Origin of the sequence: Butyrivibrio sp. WCE2006 (assembly GCF_000701985.1) — a bacterium.
Lineage (GTDB): Bacteria > Bacillota > Clostridia > Lachnospirales > Lachnospiraceae > Butyrivibrio.
In genome coordinates, this window is record NZ_JNKH01000009.1 from 127,281 (window position 1) to 151,010 (window position 23,730).

The 23,730-nt window shown below is 40.4% G+C and carries 20 protein-coding genes and 1 other RNA gene; 3 read left to right on the forward strand and 18 right to left on the reverse strand.

What is annotated here, in order from left to right; all coding sequences use genetic code 11:
- Window positions 1-2: 2 nt before the first annotated feature.
- The 5 genes from T501_RS08465 to T501_RS08485 form a co-directional block, all read right to left on the reverse strand.
- The gene (locus T501_RS08465; protein WP_049945731.1) at window positions 3-1,388 is read right to left on the reverse strand and encodes a S1C family serine protease; all 1,386 of its coding nucleotides are present in this window, start codon (window positions 1,386-1,388) and stop codon (window positions 3-5) included.
- A gap of 24 nt (window positions 1,389-1,412) precedes the next feature.
- The gene (locus T501_RS08470) at window positions 1,413-2,573 is read right to left on the reverse strand and encodes a pyridoxal phosphate-dependent aminotransferase (protein ID WP_044914291.1); all 1,161 of its coding nucleotides are present in this window, start codon (window positions 2,571-2,573) and stop codon (window positions 1,413-1,415) included.
- Window positions 2,570-3,058, reverse strand: coding sequence for an Lrp/AsnC family transcriptional regulator (locus tag T501_RS08475; RefSeq protein ID WP_026510115.1), 489 nt, complete (start codon window positions 3,056-3,058; stop codon window positions 2,570-2,572). Before T501_RS08475 ends, T501_RS08470 begins: the two co-directional genes overlap by 4 nt.
- 151 nt (window positions 3,059-3,209) lie before the next feature.
- Entirely contained in the window at window positions 3,210-4,232 is a 1,023-nt protein-coding gene (locus tag T501_RS08480; protein WP_044914292.1) for an AIR synthase-related protein, read from the reverse strand.
- Window positions 4,233-4,260: 28 nt separating this feature from the next.
- Window positions 4,261-5,967: a VanW family protein gene (locus tag T501_RS08485; RefSeq protein WP_081843093.1), complete on the reverse strand. Its 1,707-nt coding sequence runs from the start codon at window positions 5,965-5,967 to the stop codon at window positions 4,261-4,263.
- A gap of 199 nt (window positions 5,968-6,166) precedes the next feature.
- Between T501_RS08485 and T501_RS08495 the strand changes: the two genes are divergently transcribed.
- A complete protein-coding gene (locus T501_RS08495) occupies window positions 6,167-6,817 on the forward strand; it encodes a hypothetical protein (protein ID WP_050008208.1) in 651 nt (216 codons plus the stop codon).
- A gap of 72 nt (window positions 6,818-6,889) precedes the next feature.
- Here the strand turns inward: T501_RS08495 and T501_RS08500 are convergent, their stop codons facing one another.
- The 3 genes from T501_RS08500 to T501_RS08510 form a co-directional block, all read right to left on the reverse strand.
- On the reverse strand, window positions 6,890-8,053 hold the full coding sequence (locus tag T501_RS08500; protein WP_026510112.1) for a galactokinase: 1,164 nt from the start codon (window positions 8,051-8,053) through the stop codon (window positions 6,890-6,892).
- A 39-nt stretch (window positions 8,054-8,092) separates the two neighbouring features.
- Window positions 8,093-9,250, reverse strand: a complete 1,158-nt coding sequence (locus T501_RS08505) for a toxic anion resistance protein (RefSeq protein ID WP_044914294.1) — start codon at window positions 9,248-9,250, stop codon at window positions 8,093-8,095.
- An 84-nt stretch (window positions 9,251-9,334) separates the two neighbouring features.
- Window positions 9,335-10,651, reverse strand: coding sequence for a 5-bromo-4-chloroindolyl phosphate hydrolysis family protein (locus T501_RS08510; protein ID WP_050008209.1), 1,317 nt, complete (start codon window positions 10,649-10,651; stop codon window positions 9,335-9,337).
- Between the two features lie 228 nt (window positions 10,652-10,879).
- On the opposite strand from T501_RS08510, the gene T501_RS08515 reads away from it, so the two are divergent.
- Complete coding sequence (locus T501_RS08515) at window positions 10,880-12,355, forward strand: nicotinate phosphoribosyltransferase (protein ID WP_026510110.1); 1,476 nt, start codon at window positions 10,880-10,882, stop codon at window positions 12,353-12,355.
- A 197-nt stretch (window positions 12,356-12,552) separates the two neighbouring features.
- Here the strand turns inward: T501_RS08515 and T501_RS08520 are convergent, their stop codons facing one another.
- Complete coding sequence (locus T501_RS08520) at window positions 12,553-13,536, reverse strand: glycoside hydrolase family 43 protein (RefSeq protein ID WP_044914295.1); 984 nt, start codon at window positions 13,534-13,536, stop codon at window positions 12,553-12,555.
- A gap of 397 nt (window positions 13,537-13,933) precedes the next feature.
- On the opposite strand from T501_RS08520, the gene T501_RS08525 reads away from it, so the two are divergent.
- Window positions 13,934-14,800: a helix-turn-helix domain-containing protein gene (locus T501_RS08525; protein ID WP_026510108.1), complete on the forward strand. Its 867-nt coding sequence runs from the start codon at window positions 13,934-13,936 to the stop codon at window positions 14,798-14,800.
- Between the two features lie 58 nt (window positions 14,801-14,858).
- On the opposite strand, the gene ffs is transcribed toward T501_RS08525, so the two are convergent.
- From ffs to tadA, 9 genes are all read right to left on the reverse strand, one after another.
- An RNA gene (gene ffs, locus T501_RS20750) (signal recognition particle sRNA small type) lies at window positions 14,859-14,958 on the reverse strand.
- A 58-nt stretch (window positions 14,959-15,016) separates the two neighbouring features.
- Window positions 15,017-15,778, reverse strand: coding sequence for a response regulator transcription factor (locus tag T501_RS08530; RefSeq protein WP_044914296.1), 762 nt, complete (start codon window positions 15,776-15,778; stop codon window positions 15,017-15,019).
- A 10-nt stretch (window positions 15,779-15,788) separates the two neighbouring features.
- Window positions 15,789-17,543 carry a cache domain-containing sensor histidine kinase gene (locus T501_RS08535; protein ID WP_044914297.1) on the reverse strand — a complete coding sequence of 585 codons (1,755 nt, stop codon included), beginning with the start codon at window positions 17,541-17,543 and terminating at the stop codon, window positions 15,789-15,791.
- An 88-nt stretch (window positions 17,544-17,631) separates the two neighbouring features.
- Window positions 17,632-18,480 (reverse strand): carbohydrate ABC transporter permease, encoded by an 849-nt coding sequence (locus tag T501_RS08540; RefSeq protein ID WP_044914298.1) that lies wholly within the window; start codon window positions 18,478-18,480, stop codon window positions 17,632-17,634.
- A 1-nt stretch (window position 18,481) separates the two neighbouring features.
- Entirely contained in the window at window positions 18,482-19,369 is an 888-nt protein-coding gene (locus T501_RS08545; protein WP_026510104.1) for a carbohydrate ABC transporter permease, read from the reverse strand.
- Window positions 19,370-19,484: 115 nt separating this feature from the next.
- A complete protein-coding gene (locus tag T501_RS08550; RefSeq protein ID WP_196814190.1) occupies window positions 19,485-20,873 on the reverse strand; it encodes an ABC transporter substrate-binding protein in 1,389 nt (462 codons plus the stop codon).
- 147 nt (window positions 20,874-21,020) lie between these two features.
- Window positions 21,021-21,578: a hypothetical protein gene (locus T501_RS08555; protein WP_044914300.1), complete on the reverse strand. Its 558-nt coding sequence runs from the start codon at window positions 21,576-21,578 to the stop codon at window positions 21,021-21,023.
- A 517-nt stretch (window positions 21,579-22,095) separates the two neighbouring features.
- Window positions 22,096-23,094: a radical SAM protein gene (locus T501_RS08560; RefSeq protein ID WP_442856360.1), complete on the reverse strand. Its 999-nt coding sequence runs from the start codon at window positions 23,092-23,094 to the stop codon at window positions 22,096-22,098.
- Window position 23,095: 1 nt separating this feature from the next.
- A complete protein-coding gene (gene tadA, locus T501_RS08565; protein WP_044914301.1) occupies window positions 23,096-23,662 on the reverse strand; it encodes a tRNA adenosine(34) deaminase TadA in 567 nt (188 codons plus the stop codon).
- Window positions 23,663-23,730: the final 68 nt, after the last annotated feature.

Below are 23,730 nucleotides of genomic sequence, written 5' to 3' on the forward strand. Positions count from 1 at the left end.
CTTTACTCCTCGCTAACAGCTGAATTAGCTGTATCTATTTCTATTGAGAGCTCAGCATAGCCCTCTGCTGCCTGCCTCATAAGTGTCAAATAAACATTTGAGCCCGCCTTTACAGACCTGAGATTTGAAATAAACGTGTCATAGCTTTCAACACTCTCTCCGTTTATTTCCGTTATGATGTCTCCGCTCTGTACGCCTGCAAGCATCGCCGGTGAATCCATGTCTGTTCTGATTACATACACTCCTTTAGGAATATTCTCGCTTTCCTGAACCTCTTCGGGAACAGTTTGTCCGTGTATTCCCAAGTATGCCCTTTCCTTTTTATTGGAAAGATCCTCTATGAGAGAACGAAGCTCAGTAACTCCCACTGCACACAGAGCATTAGGCATGTTCGCATTGTGATAATTCATGTCTATGAATCCAACCACAGCCCCGGCAAGATTTATAATGGCACCACTGGCATTACTACTTCCGTTCATATCTGTCGTAAGCAGCATATAATTAGAATCAGCCAGATCAATAGCCGTATTTCCTGAGGTAACAAATCCATAGGTTATTGACCCTTGTATACCAGTAGGGCTGCCTATTGCTATAACCGGTGTTCCTGTAACCACTCCGGAATTTGAGCTTCCAAGTGGTGCTACTATGATATTTTCCTTAGTCTTATCAGGAACTGAACTGTTTTTAACAGCTATTATACTAAAGCCTGTTATGTTATCACTCATTTTAAGGTAAGCTTCTGCCGTATTCCCGTCAAAAAATGTTACCTGAATTGACTCTGCATCCTTTATGGCAGACGTAAGCGCCAGTACCATATACTCCGCTCCGTTATCGGCAACAATGACTCCGGAACTCTGTCCTTCACTTTCATAAGGGCTGTTTATCCAGCTGGTATCAGATGAGATAGCAGTTACTGTAACTACGCCTTTCGCAGTACTATTGGCAACACTCCTCAGTGAAGAGTACATCTCAATATAATCAGATGAATCTATGTGATATGAATTCATCTCCTGCTGCATTCTGGAAAGTTCAGATGAAGCCATATCTATGGCCTTGCTGGCAGCCTCTTCAACTATCGCGTTGTCATCCGCATACATATCCTCTGGCTGCATCTCATCAGTAACAGTCTCCTCTGGAAGTGCAATCGGCGCAGGTGTCTCCTCGGGATAAAGCTTATTATTTATAACCGGTGAGAGAAACACAAAGGTCAGGCATGCCACAGCACCGAATACAACCGCTAATGTCACGGTGATCAGCGTTCTTCTAAGAAGCTTTTTCTTATTTATCGGACGCTGCTTTATCTTTTCCCTCATGAAATCCACCCTTTTTATAGGGCTTTTTTCAGGATCCAGTCTTACATCTTCAGAATTATTATTTTTATCTTCCATAATTTCCTCTGATCCGGATATTTATCAGTTCAGCTTCTGAATGAATCTTCTAAGTCTCTCCATAGCTTTCTTAAGATCATCCAGAGAATATGCGTAGGATATTCTGATAAAGCCTTCCCCGCAGTCACCAAAGGCGTTCCCGGGTACGACTGCCAGCTTCTCCTCCTGCAGTAATCTTGTCGCAAACTCATCACTGCTCATCCCAAACTGCTTAATGCATGGGAAAATATAAAAAGCACCGAAGGGTTCAAAACATGGAAGCCCAATATCCCTCAGCTCTTTTATCAGGTAACGGCGTCTGTGATTGTACTCTTCTCTCATCATATTCACATCTTCATCGCCATTTTTAAGAGCTTCAACCGCTGCGTACTGACTGGTTGTGGGTGCACACATTATGGCAAACTGATGGATTTTAGTCATCTGCTCAATGATAATCTCAGGTCCGCAGGCATAGCCAAGTCTCCATCCCGTCATCGCATAGGACTTTGAAAATCCATTGATCAGGATGGTTCTCTCATACATACCGGGAATCTCAACTATCGAAATATGCTTATCAGTATATGTTAGCTCACTATATATCTCATCTGATAAAACATAGATATCTTTTTCAATTATTACCTTAGCAATTGCTTCAAGGTCCTTTTTCTCCATAATAGCTCCCGTAGGATTATTGGGAAAAGGAAGAACCAGCAGTTTGGTCTTATCTGTAATATTCTCAAGCAGTTCCTCAGCAGTAAGTCTGAACTCATTCTCTTCCTTAAGCTCGATTATTACAGGCTTTGCTCCGGCAAGAATGGCACAGGGCTCATAAGACACATAACTGGGCTGCGGAATGAGTACTTCATCCCCCGGATCAACCATTGCTCTTATGGCAAGATCGATAGCTTCAGAACCTCCTACAGTCACAAGTACCTGATTGGCCGGATTGTAGGTAGTGTTCTGCTTTCTCTTAATATAGTTGCAGATTTCCTCTTTCAGCTCCATCAAACCTGAATTTGATGTATAAAAGGTACGTCCTTTTTCAAGTGAATATATACCCTCATCTCTGATATGCCATGGTGTGTCAAAATCCGGTTCGCCCACACCAAGGGATATTGCACCGTCTATGGTCTTAACCACATCAAAAAACTTACGGATACCAGAGGGCTTTATTTCTACAATTTTCTCAGATAGCGGATTCCTCATGGTGTAATTATCTCCCTTGTATCATCAAATTTTTTAGCAAGTATTGTTCCATGCTCTTTATATTTCTGCAAAATGAAATGTGTAGAGCAGCTAAGAACAGTATCAAGCGGTGAAAGCTTATTAGTTACAAAGCTTGCCACTTCCTTCAGAGTCTTGCCCTCAAGCATTACCATAAGATCGAAACCACCTGACATAAGATAAACACTTGTTACTTCCGGATACTTGTAAATACGCTCTGCTATAGAGTCAAAGCCTATTCCTCTCTGAGGAGTAACCTTAACCTCAATAAGTGCCATTACCTTATCTATAGAAGTCTTGGACCAGTCAATCATGGTGTGATAACCACAGATGACTCCTTCGTCCTCAAGGGCACGAAGCTCATTCGCGACTTCAATTTCGGGCGCTGATAAAAGTACCGCCAGCTCTGAAACCCCGATTCGGCTGTTCTTGTCAATAGTACGAAGTAGTTCTTCTCTGTTTACCATGTGATCTATCCTCCAACTTTTTTACAATATTCGTTTAATTATACCACGGATGCAGGTTTTATTCGAAAAGTCTTTAAAATACATATTTTCCGATACCTCTTTAATCCATCGATATAATCCTGATAATACTAATACCCGGTTTCTGATGTAATCAATAATTGTTTATCTTTAAAATCTCATCTGCCATTGGCTTATCCAGGTATCTGATTTCATCTTCATTTCTTATTATCTTATCATTTTTATTAGTAGTAACACCTATAATAGTTGCATTTATTCCTGCATCTTCAAGGCTTCTTACAACTCTGTCTCCATCGGGCGCAATTATCAAAAGAGAGCCACCCGAAATCATCTGATACGGATTTAATCCCAGATAATTGGTTATCTCAACAGTTTCCTGCCTTATCGGTATCTTCTTAAGGTCCACTTCCATTCCGCAGCCTGCCCTCTCAGATATATCCCATAATGCAGCAAATATTCCTCCCATGGAAACATCATGTGTCATAAGAGCACCGGATGACAACGCTATCTGGGCATCGTTTTTCACAGAAACAAGCCTCTTATATCCGGCTGCTTCCTTTATCATATAATCCGGAAGCCTTCCTTTTAACTTATCAGCTTCATTTGCAGCCAAAATAGCTGTCCCTTCCAGGGCAATCCATTTAGTAATTATAATATCGCAGCTGTCCTTTAACTTCCCCTCGATATTATTAAGAAAAGTTTTATCATCTTTTTCCAAAGCCTTACTATTGCTTTTTGCCTTAGATATTCCGGTAACGATAGCGCTTACAACTGTTCTCTCTACTGCATCAGTAACCTCTGTATGACCGCCTTCTATTGCAATACCCAGGTCGTTTGCAGCATTTATCGCGCTTCTCATAACATTTTTCAGTTCTGATTCTTCAGCATCAGCAGCTAATAAGATATTCAGTACTGCCATCGTGGGCTTGCCGCCCATACAAAAAACATTGTTTGCAGCATTATGCACTGCAAAGAATCCTGCCTCATCAGTTTTCACGGTCATAGTGGACACCGAAGAAAGCAGAACGCTTCCATCTTCATCTATAGAATAAGCGCAGTCTGATTTAGCAGCTGCGCTTTCTCTATTAGAATCACTTTTTATAAGTTTTAACACTGAGCGCTTTAATACACTCTCTGTAACTTTTCCGATTCTCATTATATTATTTTCACCTTTATTATATAAATCAACCTTCAGGAGCAGGTTCCTCTGCCGGTGCGGGAGTCTCTGCAGGAGCAGGTGCCGGCGCTGCCTCAGCTGGTGCCGGTGTCGCCTCAGCAGGTGCCGGTGCTGCCTCAGCTGGTGCCGGTGCCGCTTCAGCCGGTGCTTGTGCTGCTGCCGCAGCCGCAGCCGCTGCATCCTGTTGTGCCTGAAGCTGAGCCTGTGCAGAAGCTGCCTGAGCCGCCGCTGCTGCCTGAGCTGCCTCAACATCTCCTCCGCTAGCTGCTGCCTGCTGAACTGCTGCTATTGCTCCTGATACAGCCTTAATCTGGTTGATATCTCCTGTAGCCATCGCAGTAGCCATCTGTGCTGCAGCTGTCGGATCACCGGTAGCTGTACCAACAGTTACTATTCTGGGTACCATCTTGTAGTTACTCTTATTAACTACTTCTCTTCCGGTCTCTGCACCATTCTCATAAGTTATCTTCCAGAGCTGTGCCTTATATCCGATATGTGCACTCTGCGTACTTATAGCCCCTATCGGTGCTCCGCCATTTGCAACAATCTGATCAGGTCCTGCAGGTATGGTCTCAAGTACTTCGCTCTCATATGCAACCTTATGAGTTGAAGGTCTTGTTTCAACACCATAAATTGTAAATGTGATCTGTTTACTTGAATTTGTAGTTCCTTCTATATATATAGGATAATCCGTACTGTTAACAAATCTGAAATTCTTACCGCCACTTTCAGCAATAGCCGCATCCATTGATGGCTTAACATAATTAATGATCATGGAATGGTTGTGACGTTCAGTAACCTCAAGCTCTGCATTAAGTACTGCATTGTAAAGAGTCGTTGACACCTGACAAATTCCGCCACCAATACTCTCAACCACGATACCATTTAAGTATGATCCGGCAGGAAAATATCCGTTAGCCTCTGTAAAAGGAGTGATCTTCCCAAGTACAGAGAACTCTTCTCCGGGATACAATGTAGTTCCATCAATAAGCTTACAGCCATTAGCTACATTTGCACTTCTCGCTGCTCCGGAACTGGAATAACTTGTAGTATAGGTTCCAAGAACATCCCCGACCTTGCTCAGTTGTTCATAACTTCCCTGAGGCTGGTCCTCATCAATAACTACATCAATCGCGCAATCCTCATGGTTCCATTCATTCTGAACAAAGTTCTTGATGTTCTTCAAAGAATCCTGCTCATCCAGAATATATCCCACCTGGCCGTCACTTACTGTGAATCCGCTAGCAGTTTTCTGCAAAGTATAATTAACCTTTGAAACATTAAAAGGAGCACAATTAACTTCAAGAATCTGAAAAATTGCATCATCATTAAACGAGTACTCAATATTATATCTCTGTGTACTATGTTCAAGATCCTTGATCGCTTTATATCGCTCTATGACATTGCCCTCTCTGCAGAGAGAAAATGCTTCATCGATTACTTCAGTGTTAGCCCATCCAAGTCCGAAATCAGCCATAGTAACGGTAACACTCTGGCCTTCATCCTTCCCCTTAAGAGTTACGTTCTTTGCTCGCAGCTGCTCAATGTACTGATTAACAGCTTCAGTCGCCTGCGCAGTTGTCATGCCCGAAACATCAACATCACCAATAAAAACGCCTTGATGAATAGTATCTGAAGCAGCCTCTGCTCTACTTGCCGGTGCTACAAGAACAAGTAGAAGCGCCATCAGACAAAGAAACATAAATTTTTTCATAAACTTCTCCATTTCGCCACTTTTCTGGCAAATTCCGGTGATATATAATCAAAATGAAAGACTGCTTGCCAGCGGAATAACCAGTGCAAGTATCAAAACAATGATTATTATTGCAGAAATAACTTTTCTGTTTTTACCGGAATTAAAAAATTTTAATAACATAAAATCATTCTCCTCATTTTCTGAAAGGATATTATAAATGAGATTACCCTTTTTTACAAGTTTCATACTCTTTGTAATTTTTACCAATATTGCCATTCACAGAAGCAATCGTAAGGCCCGTAAAAATGAAGATGATTTCTGGAACAAAGAGCTTCGTGCGAACAGTACAAGACGTAAAAGTCTTGATTCGCTTGACTACATTACCATTCCCATTGAAAGGCTGCCTTTTGGTGTTGTATCCGGCAACCATGAGATTGATTTTTGCGAAAGAAACATAAAAAATCTCTCAGAGCAGAAAATAGTCAATTTTACAGGAATAACAAATACCGACTTAAAGCTTCAATACGGTGCTCCCAATATTACGGAACTCACAATATATGATCAGAATTATACTACACTTGTTACCACCCTGCAAAAATGGGCCAAGGAATTATATGATGCAGGTTTATATAAGGAAGCAACTGAACTCCTCGAGTTTTCCATATCTACAAAGAGTGATGTAACAGCAACCTACAGGCTTCTGTGTGACATGTATAAAAACAAGCTATCCCTGGAAAATCCCGATATTCATAAAAAAATCGAGAGCCTTCTTCCCATAGCTAGATCACTTAATTCTTTAAGCAAAGATAATATAATAAGTATTCTCAATGAATACCTGGATGACAATACACTGAGTGAAATAAGCTGATACTTGTTTTACCAGATCTGTTTCATATAAAAGCAGCCGATTGTATTTCAATCGACTGCTTTTCTTTTAAAGTCAGATTACTGCCGGGCCTCCACCTATTGAAACGGTGTAGAAGCTTGCATCATAACCTATTTTTTCACGATAAGCGTCTCCGACCTTCTTTTTAAAGTCTTCAACTGCCTCATCCTTAACAATTGAAACCGTGCAGCCGCCAAAACCGCCGCCTGTCATTCTTGAGCCAATGACTCCCGGAATCTTCCAAGCTTCCTCTGCAAGAGTATCAAGTTCGATTCCTGTAACATCATAATCGTCACGTAATGAGATGTGTGACTGCTTCATGAGCTCACCAAACTTCTCAAGGTTACCTTCCTTAAGCGCAGCAACTGCGTTGATTGCTCTCTGATTCTCATAAACAGCATGCTTAGCCTTTAACTGTCTGTCAGCATCTTTGATGACATCTTTATGAGCTTCAAATTCCTCTTCGGTGAGGTCTCCAAGTCCATCAATATCAACAACTGTCTTAAGCTCTTCAAGTGCCTTCTCACAAGCACTTCTTCTATCATTATAAGCAGAGTCTGTGAGCTTATGCTTCTTATTAGTATTGCTAATAATAATCTTTGCTCCATCTAGTTTAATAGGAGCATACTCAAATGAAAGATCTGCAGTATCCAGGAAAATAGCATTGTCTTCTTTTCCCATGGCAACAGCAAACTGGTCCATAATACCACAATTGCATCCATTAAAATTGTTTTCAGAATACTGTCCGATAAGTGCAAGATCCTGATTAGTTACATCAAAGCCATACAGTTCTCTAAGAATAAATCCGGTCAAAACTTCAAGTGATGCAGAAGATGAAAGTCCTGATCCATTGGGGATATTTCCATAGACTACCATATCAAAGCCTTTATCAAGCTTGAATCCTCTCTTTTCAAAGGCCCATACAACTCCGATAGGATATGCTGTCCAGCCCGCAGTCTTATATGCTTCAAGATCATCCAGAGAAGCCTCTATTACTCTTGAATTATCAAAGTTCATGGAAAAGAAACGCATCTTTCTGTCATCTCTTTTTGCTGCGGCTGCATAAGTACCGATAGTGAGCGCGCAGGGGAAAACGTGTCCTCCGTTATAATCAGTGTGCTCACCTATAAGATTAACTCTTCCGGGTGCAAAATAAGCTTTAACACTGTCGTTTTTGCCGTACTGTTCTTCAAATCCCCTTAAAACTTCTTCTTTCATGTTCTGTTCCATCTTAAAAAATCAACCTTCCCACTTATATTAATTCTTTGCAGCCTGCAGGAGCTTTTCACGAAGCTGACCCTCAATCTGCTCAAGCTCTGCCTCTGCTGTCTTTCTTCTTTCCTTACCCTCTGTCTGAATCTTCATAACTTCATCAAGAGTTGAGATCAGAGTTTCATTTGTATGCTTAAGTGTCTCCATATCAACAATACCTCTCTCAGACTCCTTGGCAGCTTCGACAGATGCTACTTTAAGCATATCAGCATTCTTTTTAAGAAGTGCATTGGTCATGTCGTTGACTTCACGCTCAGCCTTTGCAGCCTGTGCTGAATGCTCGATACCTATAGCAATAACCATCTGGTTCTTCCAAAGCGGAATTGTATTTACGATAGTTGACTGGATCTTCTCAGCCATTGCTGTGTCAGCACTCTGAACCATACGTATCTGAGGGCCTGTCTGCATAGCGATGGTACGGGTAAGCTCAAGATCATAGATCTTCTTTTCAAATCTGTCGCAAAGTGAAGCAAGATCCTTTGCAGCCTGTGCATCCTCAGGAAGTCCTGACTGCTCAGCTTTCTTCTGAGCCTCAACGAGCTCATTAGCTCTTACCTGCTCAAGCTTCTTCTTACCTGCGATAATGTACATTGAAAGTTCTTTGTAATAGTTAAGATTGAGCTTATACATATTGTCTAATGTTGCAACGTCTTTCATAAGCTGAACCTGATGACGCTCAAGCTCGCTGCTTATTGTCTCAACATTTTTCTCAACACTGGTATATCTGGCTTTAAGAGCAGTTACCTTGTTTGTGCTCTTTTTGAAAAATGCCTTGATTCCCTTTTCATCTTCCTCTACTTCAAAGTTCTTAAGCTCTGTTACAAGACCGGCAATCATATCACCAACCTGTCCCATGTCTTTAGTGCGTACATTGTCTATAGCCTTCTCTGAAAAGTCAGCCATCTTCTTCTGTGTGCCTGCACCATAGTTCATTATGCCCTGAGAATTTGTAAGGTCGATCTGATCTACAAAAGCATCAACCTGCTTCATTTCTTCTTCTGTGAGCTGAGCTTCCTTAGGCTGTACTTCCTCAACCTTGGGCTCCTCCTGAACAGCTGCTGCAGCTCCTGCCCCATCAGCTGCCGGCATATCAAATGACAATGTCGGTGCTGAATTTTCAAACTCCTTAAACTCGTCTCCCATTTTACTTCCTCCAACTAAATATTTATTTTCAAAATGTTGCAAAAAACATACATTTCCGACTAAATATAATCGATTCCCTTATAATCAAAATCTGAGTTGTACCTTATCATCCTCTGCTGCCTGTGCACTTCCTGTAGCGGCGTTCTGAATTGCTTCAGCTGTCTGTGCCAGTTCTGCTGCCTGAAACTCCTGGGATACCGGAGCACTCTGAAAAGCTACAGCTCCCTGCTGAGAACTCTGGACTTTTGCAAATCCATCAGGTGTAAGTCCATCCTGAGCCATCATGGTCTTCATTACTGATATATCAGATGAAATATCCCATGCCATATCCTGGAAAAGACTATCAAGCAGATTTTCAAAAGCTTCATTTATAACCTCTATGGCATCCTCTATATCTCTCTTGGTCTGAGTTATATTATTACCGGCCTCAGGCTGCTTATCCAGATCAACATATGCATTGAGAAGCTTTGTTGTAGTAGGCAGATAATAATTCATGAATTTCTTCAGTTCATCAGCACATTCAGGCTCTTTCTCAACCTGCTTGAATATTTTCCTCATGATATTCTCAAGCTGATATAACTTTTCAGACATCTCCTCACCCGGAATCGCATCATTGATTCTGCGAATTGTTTCCAGATATTCATTGCCTTCCCTGATTATCGCTTTAACACCATTATCTGTTACGCCTTCCATGCTCTCTGCCTGGAAACGTTCATTTTGCTTCATCTCTGCTGCATTCTTCAGCGAATTCTGATTCTCGGCAAATTCGCGTTCACGTCTTGCCTTTTCAGCCTGTAAATACTGTGCGAATGCTCTCTCTGAAAGCATTACAGTTGTTTCATTCTGATCAAGTCTGGCAGTGGGAAGAAAATCCTTTCCGATCATCTTCTTTATATTCTTAAGAACATCATCCGATCTCTCTCCCACAGCTATGGCAAGGTCTCCAACTGCAAAATACTCTGCATTACCAAGTATTCTTCCATATTTATTAAAGATTCTGGCAAGCTTCTTATCATCCTGACCGCTTTTTATCAGATATCCAAAACCTGCAGTGATTGCAAGTAATACAACTGCCGGCCATATAGCTGCATCCATCATCATTCCAAGCGCTGAAAGTCCGAAAAATGAAGCTCCCAGTACACCAAGTACAATCTTCCCCACACCTGTATTAAAACTTACTTTTCTCGTAAAAAAGGGGGTTCTTCTTGCAGCACCTGCATAACGGACGGTTCTTGTAGCTGAAGCAGTTCCTCTGAAATTCTGTGAAGAATTAGCTTTTGCAGTATTAACCGCATCCTTAAGTGAAGCACTAAGATTGTTATAATCACCGGTTTCAACCGCCTTAGTTACTTCTTTTAATATTTTATTTCCGGCATTATAAATTTTATCGTACTCTCCCATAACTACCTGTCCATCCCATAAATCAAAATTATCTCTATTTTAATGATATTGTTTAAAAAATTAATCGTTTCCATTTTATAATAAGATGAACTAAAAAACAATGACACTGAGCGCTTCTTCGGCCTTCCTATTTTGCGTATTTTGCATAATATTTACCGATTATTTGTGGTATTATTGTTTTTGAAGCTTTTTTTAAAAAAATACACATTTAAGAAGAAGGTACTTTATATGGACAGACAAAATCTGACACTATTAACCGACCTCTACGAACTGACTATGATGCAGGGATATTTCAAGAACAAATCCCAGAACGAAACCGTTATTTTTGATGCGTTTTTCAGAAATAATCCCTTTGGTGGCGGTTATTCAATCATGGCAGGCCTTGAACAGCTCATAAATTATATTAAAGAGCTGCATTTTGATGAAGAGGACATCAATTACTTAAGGAGCGTAGGAATATTTGATGAAGATTTCCTCGACTACTTAAGAGACTTTAAGTTTAGTGGAGACATCTACTCTATTCCGGAAGGCACACTTATTTTCCCCAGAGAACCCCTGGTAAAAGTTATCGCGCCAATAATGGAAGCGCAGCTTGTAGAAACTGCAATTCTCAACATCATCAATCATCAGTCCCTTATTGCCACCAAGGCAGCACGAATCTGTTATGCAGCCCAGGGTGACGGCATAATGGAATTTGGTTTAAGACGCGCCCAGGGTCCCGATGCAGGAACCTATGGTGCCAGAGCTGCCGTAATCGGCGGATGTATAGGAACAAGTAACGTTCTTTGTGGTCAGCTTTTTGATATACCTGTTAAGGGAACCCACGCTCACAGCTGGATCATGAGTTTCCCTGATGAATACACAGCATTTAAGACCTACGCCAAGCTTTATCCTTCAGCTTGTATTCTTCTTGTTGATACATATGACACCTTAAATTCAGGTGTTCCCAACGCTATCCGTGTATTTAAAGAGATGAAAGAAGAAGGCATAGACCTTTCCTTCTATGGCATAAGACTTGATAGCGGCGACCTTGCATACCTTTCCAAAAAGGCAAGGAAAATGCTGGATGAAGCCGGTTTCCCTGATGCCGTTATTTCTGCTTCAAATGACCTTGATGAGTACCTTATCTCTTCCCTTAAAACTCAGGGTGCTGCAATCACTTCCTGGGGTGTAGGAACCCACCTCATCACTGCCAAGGACAATCCATCCTTCGGTGGCGTGTATAAGCTTGCGGCTATAAAGAGCGAGGACGGAGAATTCATTCCCAAAATCAAATTATCCGAGAACTCCGAGAAGGTTACAAATCCGGGAAACAAAAAAATCTACAGAATATATGAAAAAGCCAGCGGCAAACTTAAGGCAGATCTCATATGTCTTGAAAACGAGACCTTTACCGAGGATAAACAGCTTCTTATCTTCGATCCTCAGGAACCCTGGAAGAAGACACTTCTCCCTGCAGGCAGCTTTACTCTTCGTGAGATCATGGTACCCATCTTTAAAAACGGTGAATGTGTATACACATCTCCAAAGACAATGGATATCCGTGAATACTGCCTCAAGGAACAGGATACTCTTTGGGATGAGACAAGACGTCTTTTCAACCCTCACGAGGTTCATGTGGACCTTTCAAGAAGACTTTATGACACAAAGATGAAGCTTCTTGATCAGATGAGTGGTCTCGATATGACAAATGTAGAAAACTAAAGTATTTACAATCAATTATTTGCTCTACGAGGCTCGTAAAGAGCCTCGCCAAAAGCACAACTTAATTACAAAATAAGCCATGACAAAGTGAAATTCTTTTTGTCATGGCTTTTTTATGTTATTTATTAAATTTCGAAACCGTATCAGACAGGTCTTTTTATTTCATAGAATATTTCCCGCTTTATTCTATTATGTTCTCAGGCTTCTTTGTGATCATAGGGATGTATTGTCTCTATCGTTCCATCAGCTGCGATATTGAGCTTTGTATACTTTACGCATCTTCTGTGATTTATACCACCTGAAAACTCAGCATCATGGTAGAACAGATACCACTCACCATCAACCTCAACTATTGAGTGATGTGTAGTCCAGCCTATTACAGGCTCCATGATACGTCCCTTATAAGTAAATGGTCCATAAGGGGATTCACTCTCTGCATAGCAAAGATAGTGTGTTGTACCTGTAGAATATGAAAAATAATACTTCCCATTAAATTTGTGCATCCAGGGACCCTCAAAATATCTGCGATCCTCATCACCTGCAAGCAGAGGCTTTCCGTTTTCATCAAGTATCTGAATATCTACGGGCTTTTCTGCAAAAGCTTTCATATCCTCTGTCATAAGCGCACATTTAGGGCAAACTGCCGGTTCGTCCTTTTCAGGCTCTGTTCCTTCAGGATCAAACTTACCGGTTCTGTACTTTTCAAGCTGACCGCCCCAAAGACCACCAAAGTATACATATACTTTGCCATCATCATCCTTAAATGAGCAGGGATCAATACTAAAGCTTCCCTCGATGCAGTCCTCCTCAGGCTTGAAGGGGCCCTCCGGCTTATCACTTACAGCAATACCAAGTCTGAAATTTCCTTCCTTGTCTCTTGCCGGAAATACCAGATAATATTTATCATTTGTGAAAACCGCATCAGGTGCCCACATCTGATCTCTTACCCACGGAACATCGTGCATGCTAAGTGCTACGCCATGGTCTGTTACTTCACCGCCGATCTTATCCATGGAAAGAATATGGTAGTCTTCCATCTGATACTCATCTCCGTTATCATTATCCTCTCCATTATGCGGAACATCATGTGACGGATATACATATATTCTTCCATTAAATACATGTGCAGAAGGATCTGCAGTAAAAATATTTGTTACTAAGGGTTCTCTCTCTTTACTCATAAATACTCCTCTAATCACTTAGTCCTTTGATTATGATCATACAAATTCCTGAACATTTTTTCTGACTTCGTTCATGCAATAATGTCTATAAAATTCTCTTAGCATAAAATAACACATACAAATAGAATCATCTTTTCAATAATTGTTTGTTGGTTATAAATAATTGCTCTCTATATTTTGTCCAAAATGCACACTTTGTCGAATCTCAATTTTATTTGGGTGGAACTATTGTAAATAATTCACAATAAAATTAAGTTAAATCGCAACATTTAGCAATTACAAGGCAACATTTGATTGTCGCTCAGGCACCATTTTGTAATAGAATTTTATTAGTTATTATCAAATATTGCTAACGCAATTTGTGACCATGTTGACGTTTATTTTTCGGAGAGAAGTTATGATTGAAACATTAAACGGACTAATTGAAACTGTTAATTTCAACCAAAGTACATCAGTAAAGCTTTATAACAACAATGAGTATGAGGATTATCCTGCACATTGGCATGCTGCAATAGAAATCATCATGCCCACCAGCAATCTTTATTATTTAAACTGTGCAGGTGAAGATATTGTTTTGCGCGAGGAAGATATTATCATCATCTGTCCCGGATGTATTCATTCAATCAAAGCTCCCGAAATCGGAAAGCGTATAATTTTTCAGCCCGACACTACCGAACTTAGATTTATGCATGAGATAGACGGACTGATTAATCTCATGTCACCTTATACCATAGTGACCCCTGAGGAGTATCCTCAAATACATGACCATGCAAAATCTCTGCTTCTTGAGATAAACGAAATCTACAGCAAAAATGATTCCTTCTCGGAGGTTGATATTTTCTGCAAACTTTTGGCATTTTTGTCACTAATAGGGAAGAACTATGTCGATAAGCGTGAGAACTCCAACTTTATGGAATACCAGCGCGGCGACGAATACTTTGGAAAATTCCTGGAGATATGTGATTATATTCAGGATCACTGCTCCGAAGACTTAAGCCTTGATGAGATTGCTGACAAAAGCGGCTTTAGTAAATTCTACTTTTCAAGAAGGTTTAAACAATTCACCAATGTTTCCTTCTATAAGTATGTCAATCAGAAGCGTATAGCAAAAGCTGAAACCTTTTTAACCGATCCCAGTAATTCAGTTACGGATGTTGCGTTAAACTGCGGATTTCCGTCTTTGTCATCATTTATCAGAATGTTCAAAATCATCAAGGGATGTACACCTACAGAATTCAGAAACATGTATTGGTGTGCAAAATAAGAAATTCTTGCTGCAAAGAAAATGTAAAAATACGGTCCTGTAATGGACACACGCAAGGTGAAATCAGGCGACCTTACAACACATGAGAGATTCCGCTTAGTGCTGCTTCGTTCCCGACCTGACACGGTTCGCAGGCTCTCATTGCATAAGACCCAATCCCACACGAGCGTGCACCCGTTACAGGACCGTCATTTGTTTATAATACGCAGTTGTCACTTACTTGTCAACCTGGCATTTTTCAATTACATAATCCGAATAACTCATTCCCACATATTTCTTAAAGCATCTGCCAAAATAATTAGGGTCAGGTATTCCGACCTTCGCTGCAGTCTGATACATCTTGTAGCCAAGTTCTGCATATTTGATAGCTTTTTTCATTCGAAGATCAGTCAGATACCTTGCAAAATTTTTCCCGGTATCCTGTTTGAATTTCCTTGAAAGATAGCTGGCGCTAAAGCCAAAATTCTGTGCCACAAAAGCAAGATTAAGTGTGGAGTCAGTGATATTTTCCTTCACATATTTCTTTATAAGCTCTGTGGAATCTGTCTCCTCAGGAATAAGCTCCTCTTCATTTTCTTCAAAATCAGATGCTCTGTTTCCTTCACTGTCCAGCTTATCCTTTACCTTCTCCAAAACCTTTGTTACCTCTGCGCGGACCATAGGCTTAAGCATGTAGTCAAATACAGGCAGACTTACACATTTTCTGGCATATTCAAACTTATCAATTGCAGTCATTATGATTATTATCAGATTTGGATAGCGCTTCGTGGCTGTTTCTGTGAATTCTATCCCGTCCATAAAGGGCATGGAAATATCCACAAAAGCAATATCCGGTCTTATGTCATCAATAATATTTATGGCCTCAATTCCGCTTGCCGCCTCTCCGACTACCTCCATATCAAGGCTTTTGTAATCTATTGCTGCTCTCATAAGCTTCCTTGCGGATTCTTCATCATCAATAATCATAACTCTGTACATACAACCACCCCTAAAGCGTATTGGGGATCAAGATTTCAATCTCAGTGTATTCCCCAATCTCACTTCTGATTCTTACTACATCCTCTCTGCCGGTATAAAACCTGATTCTCTCAATTGTGCCCCACAGACCAAAGCTCTCTGTGTTCTGATCATTGGTAGCACCCTTTGCTGACAAAATGCTCTCTATCTTATCTGCATCCATACCTACCCCTGTATCTTTTATTGTCAGATGCAGTTCCCCGTCTATGAGCTTTGCCGATACTTTTATTGTACCCTTTTCTCCCTTCATGCGTATCCCATGATATATACAGTTTTCAACCAAAGGCTGAAGTATCAGTTTAGGTACAATAAACGACAACGTATCCTCATCTATGTCATATTCATCCTCCAGAATATCTCCATATCGCAATTTCTGAAGCGATAAATAATCTTTCACAATTTGAACCTCCCTCTCAAGAGGTATCTCTCTTCCACCTTTACTGAGGAAGTTTCTGTAAAAGCTTCCCAATGTCTCAAGAGCATCATGTACACTCTCTGCCCCTGAATCCAGTGCCATAAATCCTATGGTTTCTATCGAATTATATAAAAAGTGAGGCTTTATCTGCTCCTGCAAGACTCTCATCTCTGCTTTCTGCAAGGTCTTTTCTTTCTCCACAAGCTTGTCAAACAGTTCATTTACATGATCGATCATACTATTATAATCATCCTCGAGCATGCCAAACTCACTGTACGGAACTTGAACCTCAATCTTTTTAAGCACACCAGATTTCTTGTTTCTCTCCATTGCTGCAGATAGTCCAAAAATCGGATCAGTTATATTTTTTCTTATAAAGACGCCTACAAATATAGCAAGAACAGTCAATACCACAAGCAAAAACAAGAGAACAAACAAAATCCTGAACGGAATACCTTCCTTTCCATATGGAGACACTCTCAGAATCACTATTGGAAGATCCTTTACGGTACACCCTGCAAGTAAGGCTTCCTCTCCTCCAAGGATTATATCTTTGTACTCTATTTTTTCATTTATAAAATCAGGTCCAAAGTACTCACTGTATTCATGATTTCCCGCAAGATAAGTGCCGTCAACACCCATTATACAGATGTCGTTATATCCAAGTCTAATCAGCATTCTCTCAAAAACGCTGGTGGATATGTTCATCATCAAAAGTCCGGTTCTTTTCTGAGTGTCTATATCATTGATCTCTCTTCCTATCGTCACAACAGGTCTTCCGTCTGACTTCGCAGCCACTCCATTACTGTTGAGTGACACGACAGCCCCACCATTTCCGTCATTTATATCCTTCCGCCAGGAATCACTGTTCATAAGCTCATAATCATATTTATAAGTAAACCTGTTTGTTGCCACCATGATCATATCTTCCCTGAAGATCATCACAGAATCAACGCCCTCCGTAGCGTTCAGAATATCCATGATTCCGTATCTGGCATCATTTATCATTCCTATATCTACGCTTGGTTCACTTGCACGAAGAAAATCAACGACTCTGGACTCAATCATAATGAGTCTCGAAAGGGATTTATATTTTTCTATGTCTGAGCTGACATTACTTGAAAGAGTTTTCAGAACGTTGTCCGTATCCCGTATGCCATAATCCCTTCTCTCTCTTTCGGTGACTATATACATGGATATAACAAACGAAGCAATAACAAGAAAAACTATCCCATAGATAAGCTTCTTTAGACTAAGAGACAGTGATTCTTTATCTTTATTTATTCGAGACAGACTCCCCGGACGGTTCATATTTTCCCCTAATGCACAAGTACACTAAGCTTTATATTGCAAAGCTTAGTGTCTTTAAATAACTAACTATTCTATTATAAACCATTTATCATCCCTTAACAGCACCTGCAATAAAGCTTGCCTGAATCTTTTTGCTAAGGAAGATATAGACAATAAGTGTCGGGAACGTCGCTATAACAAGCGCAGCTCCGATAGGTCCCCATTCCGTGGTATGCTGTCCTGACAAAGCCTTGATACCAACCGGCAATGTCCTATGCACAGAATCAGATATGAAGACGTTGGCAAACATGAACTCATTCCAGCACTGAAGGTAAGAATAAACGCCTACGGTTGAAACAGCCGGTTTCATAAGAGGAAGAATGATTCTGAAGAATGTTCCAAACAATCCACAGCCATCTATTCTTGCGGCTTCATCCAGTGCATACGGTATCTCAGACATAAATCCGGTACAGATAAGTATTGCCATTGAAAGCGCAAAGGCAGCATAAGGAATTATGAGGGTTGAATACTTATTTAACCAATGAAGCTTTGACAATACTACATATACCGGTACAATCGATGCCTGAATAGGTATAGTGAGCCCCAGCATAAAAAATGCATTTGTCAGCTTACTTCCCTTCCATCTGATTCTGGTAATCGCATAGGTTGCCATCATCGCAGCCATAATAGAGATTGCAATTGCGATTGTTGTAACAAGCAGACTGTTAAAGAAATACAGTCCCATATTTCCTGTTCCCATAGCAGTTGTGAAGTTTGACCACAGCCATTTTTGGGGAAGTCCGATCACATTTTCACCAAAAATCTCGTCATTTGATTTGAGTGAAAAAGTAAACATAAAGTATATAGGAAATAAGTTTATTATGGCCCATATTGCTAAAAATATATTTGTAATAACCTTAAAAGCAGGGTTTGTTTCCTTAATCGAATTGCTTTCCATATCAATCTTCCTTCTCTTTAAATGCTGCGCTTATAAGAAGTGCAAAGGCAAAGCACATAATTATCAACATAACTGAAATCGTACTGCCCATTCCATATCTGTTCCTTAGGAACAACATATTTTCCAAAAGTGTACTGGGCACTTCTGTGGACTGGAACGGACCACCTTCAGTAAGTATTCTTACCAGGTCATAGGTTTTAAGAGATCCGGTTACCGCAAAGATAACGCTGACTCTGATAATGGGTTTGATGATCGGTATTACCACATATCTGTCAACCTGCCACTTTGTAGCACCATCCAGCATTGCAGCTTCTCTAAGATCTGTATCAACGCCCTTTACTCCTGCATACATAAGCAGCATGTGATATCCGATATACTGCCATACTGTGGGAACAATTACACTTCCAAGGGCTGTTTTTACATCTCCTACCCATACATGCTTTAAATCCCCAAGTTTTACTAAATCCAGAAATCTGTTCAAAAGACCATAATCCGGATTATATATTTTAAGCCAAAGCTGACCAATAACCACAGTTGAGATCAAAACTGGCATAAAGAAAATGCTCAGATAAATTCTTTCTTTTCTACTCTCTCTTCTGCCGAGCAAAAGTGCCAGAAACAATGCAAACGGCAGCTGTACAAACACGGAGAAAAATGCCAGTATCAACGAGTTTTTCAAGGATGTTATAAATTTGATGGACCCGTTGGTGAATAGTTCTATATAGTTATCAAATCCTATAAAAGTTCCCTCAGAAAAACCATTCCAGTCATACAAACTTCTGTAAACAGACACGGCTATCGGAGCAATCAAAATACTCACAAACAGAAGTAATCCCGGAAGGAGAAAAACAAAAATGGTTAATCCCTTTTTTATATCATGCTTATTCATACACAAACCTTCCCATATAATTGGTAGTGCTTTTGCGAAAAATGGTCCTCCCTGTCTTCTGATTATTTAGAAGTCACGGAGGACCATAAAGTCTACACTGACTTATTTGTTTTTATTACTGAATATCTTTTGAAAGTCCCTCTATAAACTGTTTGCCATCAAGAAGGCATCCGTAAACCTGATCTACATATGAAAGATATGTATTAGCTGAATCAGCATTCATAGCTGTATCACCAAAGAGTACCATTGTATCAGCATCAGCTACGATACCTGCAACTGTCTGTGTAAGTTCGTTTACAGAACTTGTATCGCCGTAAGGTGTCCAAGCAGGAAGTCCGCAACCATCAAGGTAGCCATAGTGGCAGATAAGCTTACCAAGTTCAAATGCGTACTCTGCTGCTTCCTTTGCGTGAGGTGAAGATGCTGCAACAGCAAGTGTATCAGAAGGTCCACCGATAAGCTGGCCAAGCTTAGCCTTATCAGCGTTGATTACAGGGAATTCGCCAACCTTTACCTTAGGGAAGAACTCTTCATTAGCTGCAAAGTCTGCGCAGTTCCATGTACCATTCATATAGAATGCATATTTTCCTGCCATGAAGTTATTCTTAACTTCGTCATTTGTAAGGCCGATTCCAGAAGGATCAAAATAGCCATTGTTTACAAGCTTCTGGAAAGTATCAACAGCATCTGCTACATCCTGATTATTCCATGTTGCTTTTCCTGCAAAGATGTCATTAAGTGTATCAGCGCCTGCGCTCTTCTCAATTACAGACTCAAGATACTCTGTTACACACCATGTTTCTTTTCCTGCACAGCCAAAAGGAATGATTCCTTTTTCCTTAAGAGCATCACAACAAGCAATGAATTCATCATATGTTCCGGGGATCTCTTCATATCCTGCTTCCTTCAGAAGCTCCATGTTTGCGAAAAGACCAACAATGTTCATAGTAAGCGGCACACCATAGTGTTTTCCGTCATATGTGGAGTTGCCCATCATAACTTCGGGAAGCTCGCTCTTATAATTTTCATAAGTGTCATCCAGGCAGTAAACCTTTCCGGCTTCAACGAAATCACCAAGGAATGCACATGACCATGTAAAGAAGATGTCAGGCATTTCGTCTGCAGCAACAGCAGCCTTGATCTTGGTCTTGTAAGACTGGTTTTCAAAAGCCTCCCATGTGAAATTGACATTAGGATACTTCTCTGCCATATCTGCGATAGCAGCTTCATAAGAATGACGGTTTGAATCACTCTCTGTAGCAATGCACCACATTGTCAGATCGATAGCTTCGCCATCACCGGCATCAGATGTAGCCTGTGCTTCTTCTGTAGTACTGTCAGCCTCTGCTGCCTCAGTACTCTCTGTGCTTTTTTCTTCAGTTGCTGCCGGTGCTGACTCAGATGCAGTATCTGTAGCCGGTGCACTCTGGCTTCCCCCGCAACCAACGAGTGATAATGTCATAACACTCGTAAGCAACATTGAAACAACACGTTTCATTTTCATAACATACCTCTCCTTCTTTTTTGTGCAGTTTCCTGCAATTAACTTTACTATCTCAAGCACAAATGTGCTTTGGATCATGGTAACCCCCGTTTATCCGGCATGTTAGTAATCAGATAAATACCCCTCTTATATCCATATGCATTGACATCAGTTGTCCGGGTTTATGGCAGTCATTGGCCATGGATAATCGATTATAAGTTCATCATCATTCAGTGTGTAATATAAATATGCATCTTCAATCGGATCGTTATACATGAGCTTAATGCAGTTTTCCTTCTCATCTACGCTATAATGTCCAAAGAAGATACCCTCTTCACTAAATTCCCCATCTTTTGTAAAAACATAAGACCATCCATTGTCCTGAATCCATGTACCTACTATTCCATCATGGTCCTCTTCAGAACTCAGCTTGTATACGGATTTCTCGTACAATGTCATGGAATCGCCATCTTTAATGTAGCGAAGCTTTATCTCATTCTTTTCTTTATCGGTAAGGGTTATGCAGGAATCATCCTTTGTATATTTATACTCTTTTCCCTTATAGACAGCTTTGCCGTTATCGTAAAGTGCAATAGTCTCTTTGTCAGGCTCATGGGAGTAGGCCCAGCTCTCTGTTTTTTTTCCGCAACCTGTTGCTATTGTCATTACTGCAGCAAGCATTGCCATTACGGTTGCTAACTTTCTAATGCTCTTTGTAATTCTCATTGTGGTGCCTTCTTTATTGAAAAATAAAATTTAATATCTTGAATTTGAAGTGAAAATCATTGTCAGGTAAGTTTTTAAATGCAAACTTGGAAAGCATTTAAAATTTCCAATAATTTAAGAAATATTTTTGTAAGTATTGTGTGAATCTTTTTAATTTCTAAAATAAATATAAACAATCCTTTGTGAATATTGAATGTAAATCTTTTACCTTATCAAGCACATTTCTTACCTTTTGCACATATGTGGTTAAATATTTACTTTTTAATTGTGAATTATGCTCTGATAAATGAGCTCTAAGAATTTTCCCGACTATATTATTTAGATAAAATAAGAATCAGCAGCACTAGTGCTGCTGTCATCAAATGCCTCGACTTTTACGAAGTAGATATTGTTCTTCTGCAAGGCGGAGGAATGAGTCGTAACGGGCGGTACGGCGATTGACGACAACGCAGCAGAGGACAATTTAGACAAGTAATAAAGTCAACTTATTTGGTGACAGCAGCACTGGATATTTATTTTAAAGTCCCTCGAAATCAAAGGCAGGTATAAAGCTCTCAGAGTCGGTTCCCTCCCCCTGGAAAAATCCATTCTCGATTCCAAGATCTATCGCATAGTCGATAAGTTCGTCATAATCAGAAGTCTTTACACCCTGCATCAACTCCGGAAATCGACCAAGATCCCCATGAGGCGTAAACTGATTCATAACACTAAGGTATACTTTGTCTCCAAATCTTGTCAGAAGTTCTTCTATAACCTTCTTTGAATCTTCAAGACATCCCGGAAGCATCAGGTGTCTTATTATGACGCCTTTTTTCATAAGAGGTCCAAGGTAATCATCCTCTGCATTTTCAATATATTCGTTGTACTCTGCTGCGGTGAGAACATGTTTTTCCTCGTAAAATGCCCCTTTATCAGCTCTAGGGATTACTCCGTCATTAAAAAATTCCGGTTCTCCAACCTGCCTTAGCATCTCTTCAATTGCTTTTATGGAAATATCAAAATAGCCTGCAGCATTACTGTATTTAACTGCAAGATCATCAGAATAATACTTGCAATCAGGAAGATATATATCAATTAACCCTTCCAGCATCTTAAGAGTTTCCACATTTTCATAAGCACTTGTATTGTATAAAACAGGGATGATAAGCCCCTGCCGTTTTGCGCTCTCAATTGCAGGCATTATCAGCGGCACAAAATGTGTCGGAGTCACAAGATTGATGTTTGACGCCTTCTTCTCCTGTAACTCAAGAAAAATCTCTGCAAGTCTTTCTGAAGATATCGCCTTCGCTACATCTCCTTTTGCTATCTCAGCATTTTGGCAAAAGACACATCTCATATTGCAGCCTGAAAAAAATACAGTCCCGGATCCATTCTCTCCGGAAATGCACGGCTCCTCCCAGGCGTGAAGGTATGCCCTTGCAGCTGTAAGAGTTGCACCTTGCCCGCAATACCCAAGTTCGTTCTCCAACCGGTTTACACCGCATTTTCTGGGACAAAGCATACACTTGTTCATCATTTCATTCATCATCAGTACTCTCAGCCTCTGCCTGTAATCTCTCAGCTTCTTTTCTTGCTTCCTTTTCAGCCTTATTCCTTTTCCTAAGCTCAGTAAAAAATTCCTTTAATATATCGCTGCAGTCATTTTCAAGGACGCCTCTGGACACATCCACCTGATGATTAAATTCCGGATTTTCAAGTATATTAAGGACAGTTCCGCCGCAGCCTGATTTAGGACTGCTTGCCCCCATAACCAATCTGGGAATTCTTGACTGAACTATGGCACCGGCACACATCTGACAGGGCTCCAGGGTTACATAAAGTGTACAGTCTTCAAGTCTCCAGTCGCCTATTTTCTTGCAAGCCTTTTTTATGGCAGTTATTTCCGCATGACAGAGCACTGATTTATCAGTATTTCTGCGGTTATAACCTCTGCCTATAATTTTTCCTTCATATACTATTACGCATCCTATCGGCACTTCTCCGATATCAATTGCTTTTCTTGCCTGCTTAAGGGCTGCTCTCATGTATTTCTCATCAAGGCGCTCCTCCGGAGTTTTTACTTTTAATTCAGGATAATCTCTCATTTATTTAAACCCTACCAATTTACTAGTATTTTTGTTATTATAGATTATTGAATTTCTGAAGAAAAACA

What these genes read in the sequence shown, in the direction of transcription:
- T501_RS08465 (WP_049945731.1), bottom strand. Translation starts at nt 1,388, where the DNA reads ATGGAAGATAAAAATAATAATTCTGAAGATGTAAGACTGGATCCTGAA.
- T501_RS08470 (WP_044914291.1), bottom strand. Translation starts at nt 2,573, where the DNA reads ATGAGGAATCCGCTATCTGAGAAAATTGTAGAAATAAAGCCCTCTGGT.
- T501_RS08475 (WP_026510115.1), bottom strand. Translation starts at nt 3,058, where the DNA reads ATGGTAAACAGAGAAGAACTACTTCGTACTATTGACAAGAACAGCCGA.
- T501_RS08480 (WP_044914292.1), bottom strand. Translation starts at nt 4,232, where the DNA reads ATGAGAATCGGAAAAGTTACAGAGAGTGTATTAAAGCGCTCAGTGTTA.
- T501_RS08485 (WP_081843093.1), bottom strand. Translation starts at nt 5,967, where the DNA reads ATGAAAAAATTTATGTTTCTTTGTCTGATGGCGCTTCTACTTGTTCTT.
- T501_RS08495 (WP_050008208.1), top strand. Translation starts at nt 6,167, where the DNA reads ATGAGATTACCCTTTTTTACAAGTTTCATACTCTTTGTAATTTTTACC.
- T501_RS08500 (WP_026510112.1), bottom strand. Translation starts at nt 8,053, where the DNA reads ATGAAAGAAGAAGTTTTAAGGGGATTTGAAGAACAGTACGGCAAAAAC.
- T501_RS08505 (WP_044914294.1), bottom strand. Translation starts at nt 9,250, where the DNA reads ATGGGAGACGAGTTTAAGGAGTTTGAAAATTCAGCACCGACATTGTCA.
- T501_RS08510 (WP_050008209.1), bottom strand. Translation starts at nt 10,651, where the DNA reads ATGGGAGAGTACGATAAAATTTATAATGCCGGAAATAAAATATTAAAA.
- T501_RS08515 (WP_026510110.1), top strand. Translation starts at nt 10,880, where the DNA reads ATGGACAGACAAAATCTGACACTATTAACCGACCTCTACGAACTGACT.
- T501_RS08520 (WP_044914295.1), bottom strand. Translation starts at nt 13,536, where the DNA reads ATGAGTAAAGAGAGAGAACCCTTAGTAACAAATATTTTTACTGCAGAT.
- T501_RS08525 (WP_026510108.1), top strand. Translation starts at nt 13,934, where the DNA reads ATGATTGAAACATTAAACGGACTAATTGAAACTGTTAATTTCAACCAA.
- T501_RS08530 (WP_044914296.1), bottom strand. Translation starts at nt 15,778, where the DNA reads ATGTACAGAGTTATGATTATTGATGATGAAGAATCCGCAAGGAAGCTT.
- T501_RS08535 (WP_044914297.1), bottom strand. Translation starts at nt 17,543, where the DNA reads ATGAACCGTCCGGGGAGTCTGTCTCGAATAAATAAAGATAAAGAATCA.
- T501_RS08540 (WP_044914298.1), bottom strand. Translation starts at nt 18,480, where the DNA reads ATGGAAAGCAATTCGATTAAGGAAACAAACCCTGCTTTTAAGGTTATT.
- T501_RS08545 (WP_026510104.1), bottom strand. Translation starts at nt 19,369, where the DNA reads ATGAATAAGCATGATATAAAAAAGGGATTAACCATTTTTGTTTTTCTC.
- T501_RS08550 (WP_196814190.1), bottom strand. Translation starts at nt 20,873, where the DNA reads ATGAAAATGAAACGTGTTGTTTCAATGTTGCTTACGAGTGTTATGACA.
- T501_RS08555 (WP_044914300.1), bottom strand. Translation starts at nt 21,578, where the DNA reads ATGAGAATTACAAAGAGCATTAGAAAGTTAGCAACCGTAATGGCAATG.
- T501_RS08560 (WP_442856360.1), bottom strand. Translation starts at nt 23,094, where the DNA reads ATGATGAACAAGTGTATGCTTTGTCCCAGAAAATGCGGTGTAAACCGG.
- tadA (WP_044914301.1), bottom strand. Translation starts at nt 23,662, where the DNA reads ATGAGAGATTATCCTGAATTAAAAGTAAAAACTCCGGAGGAGCGCCTT.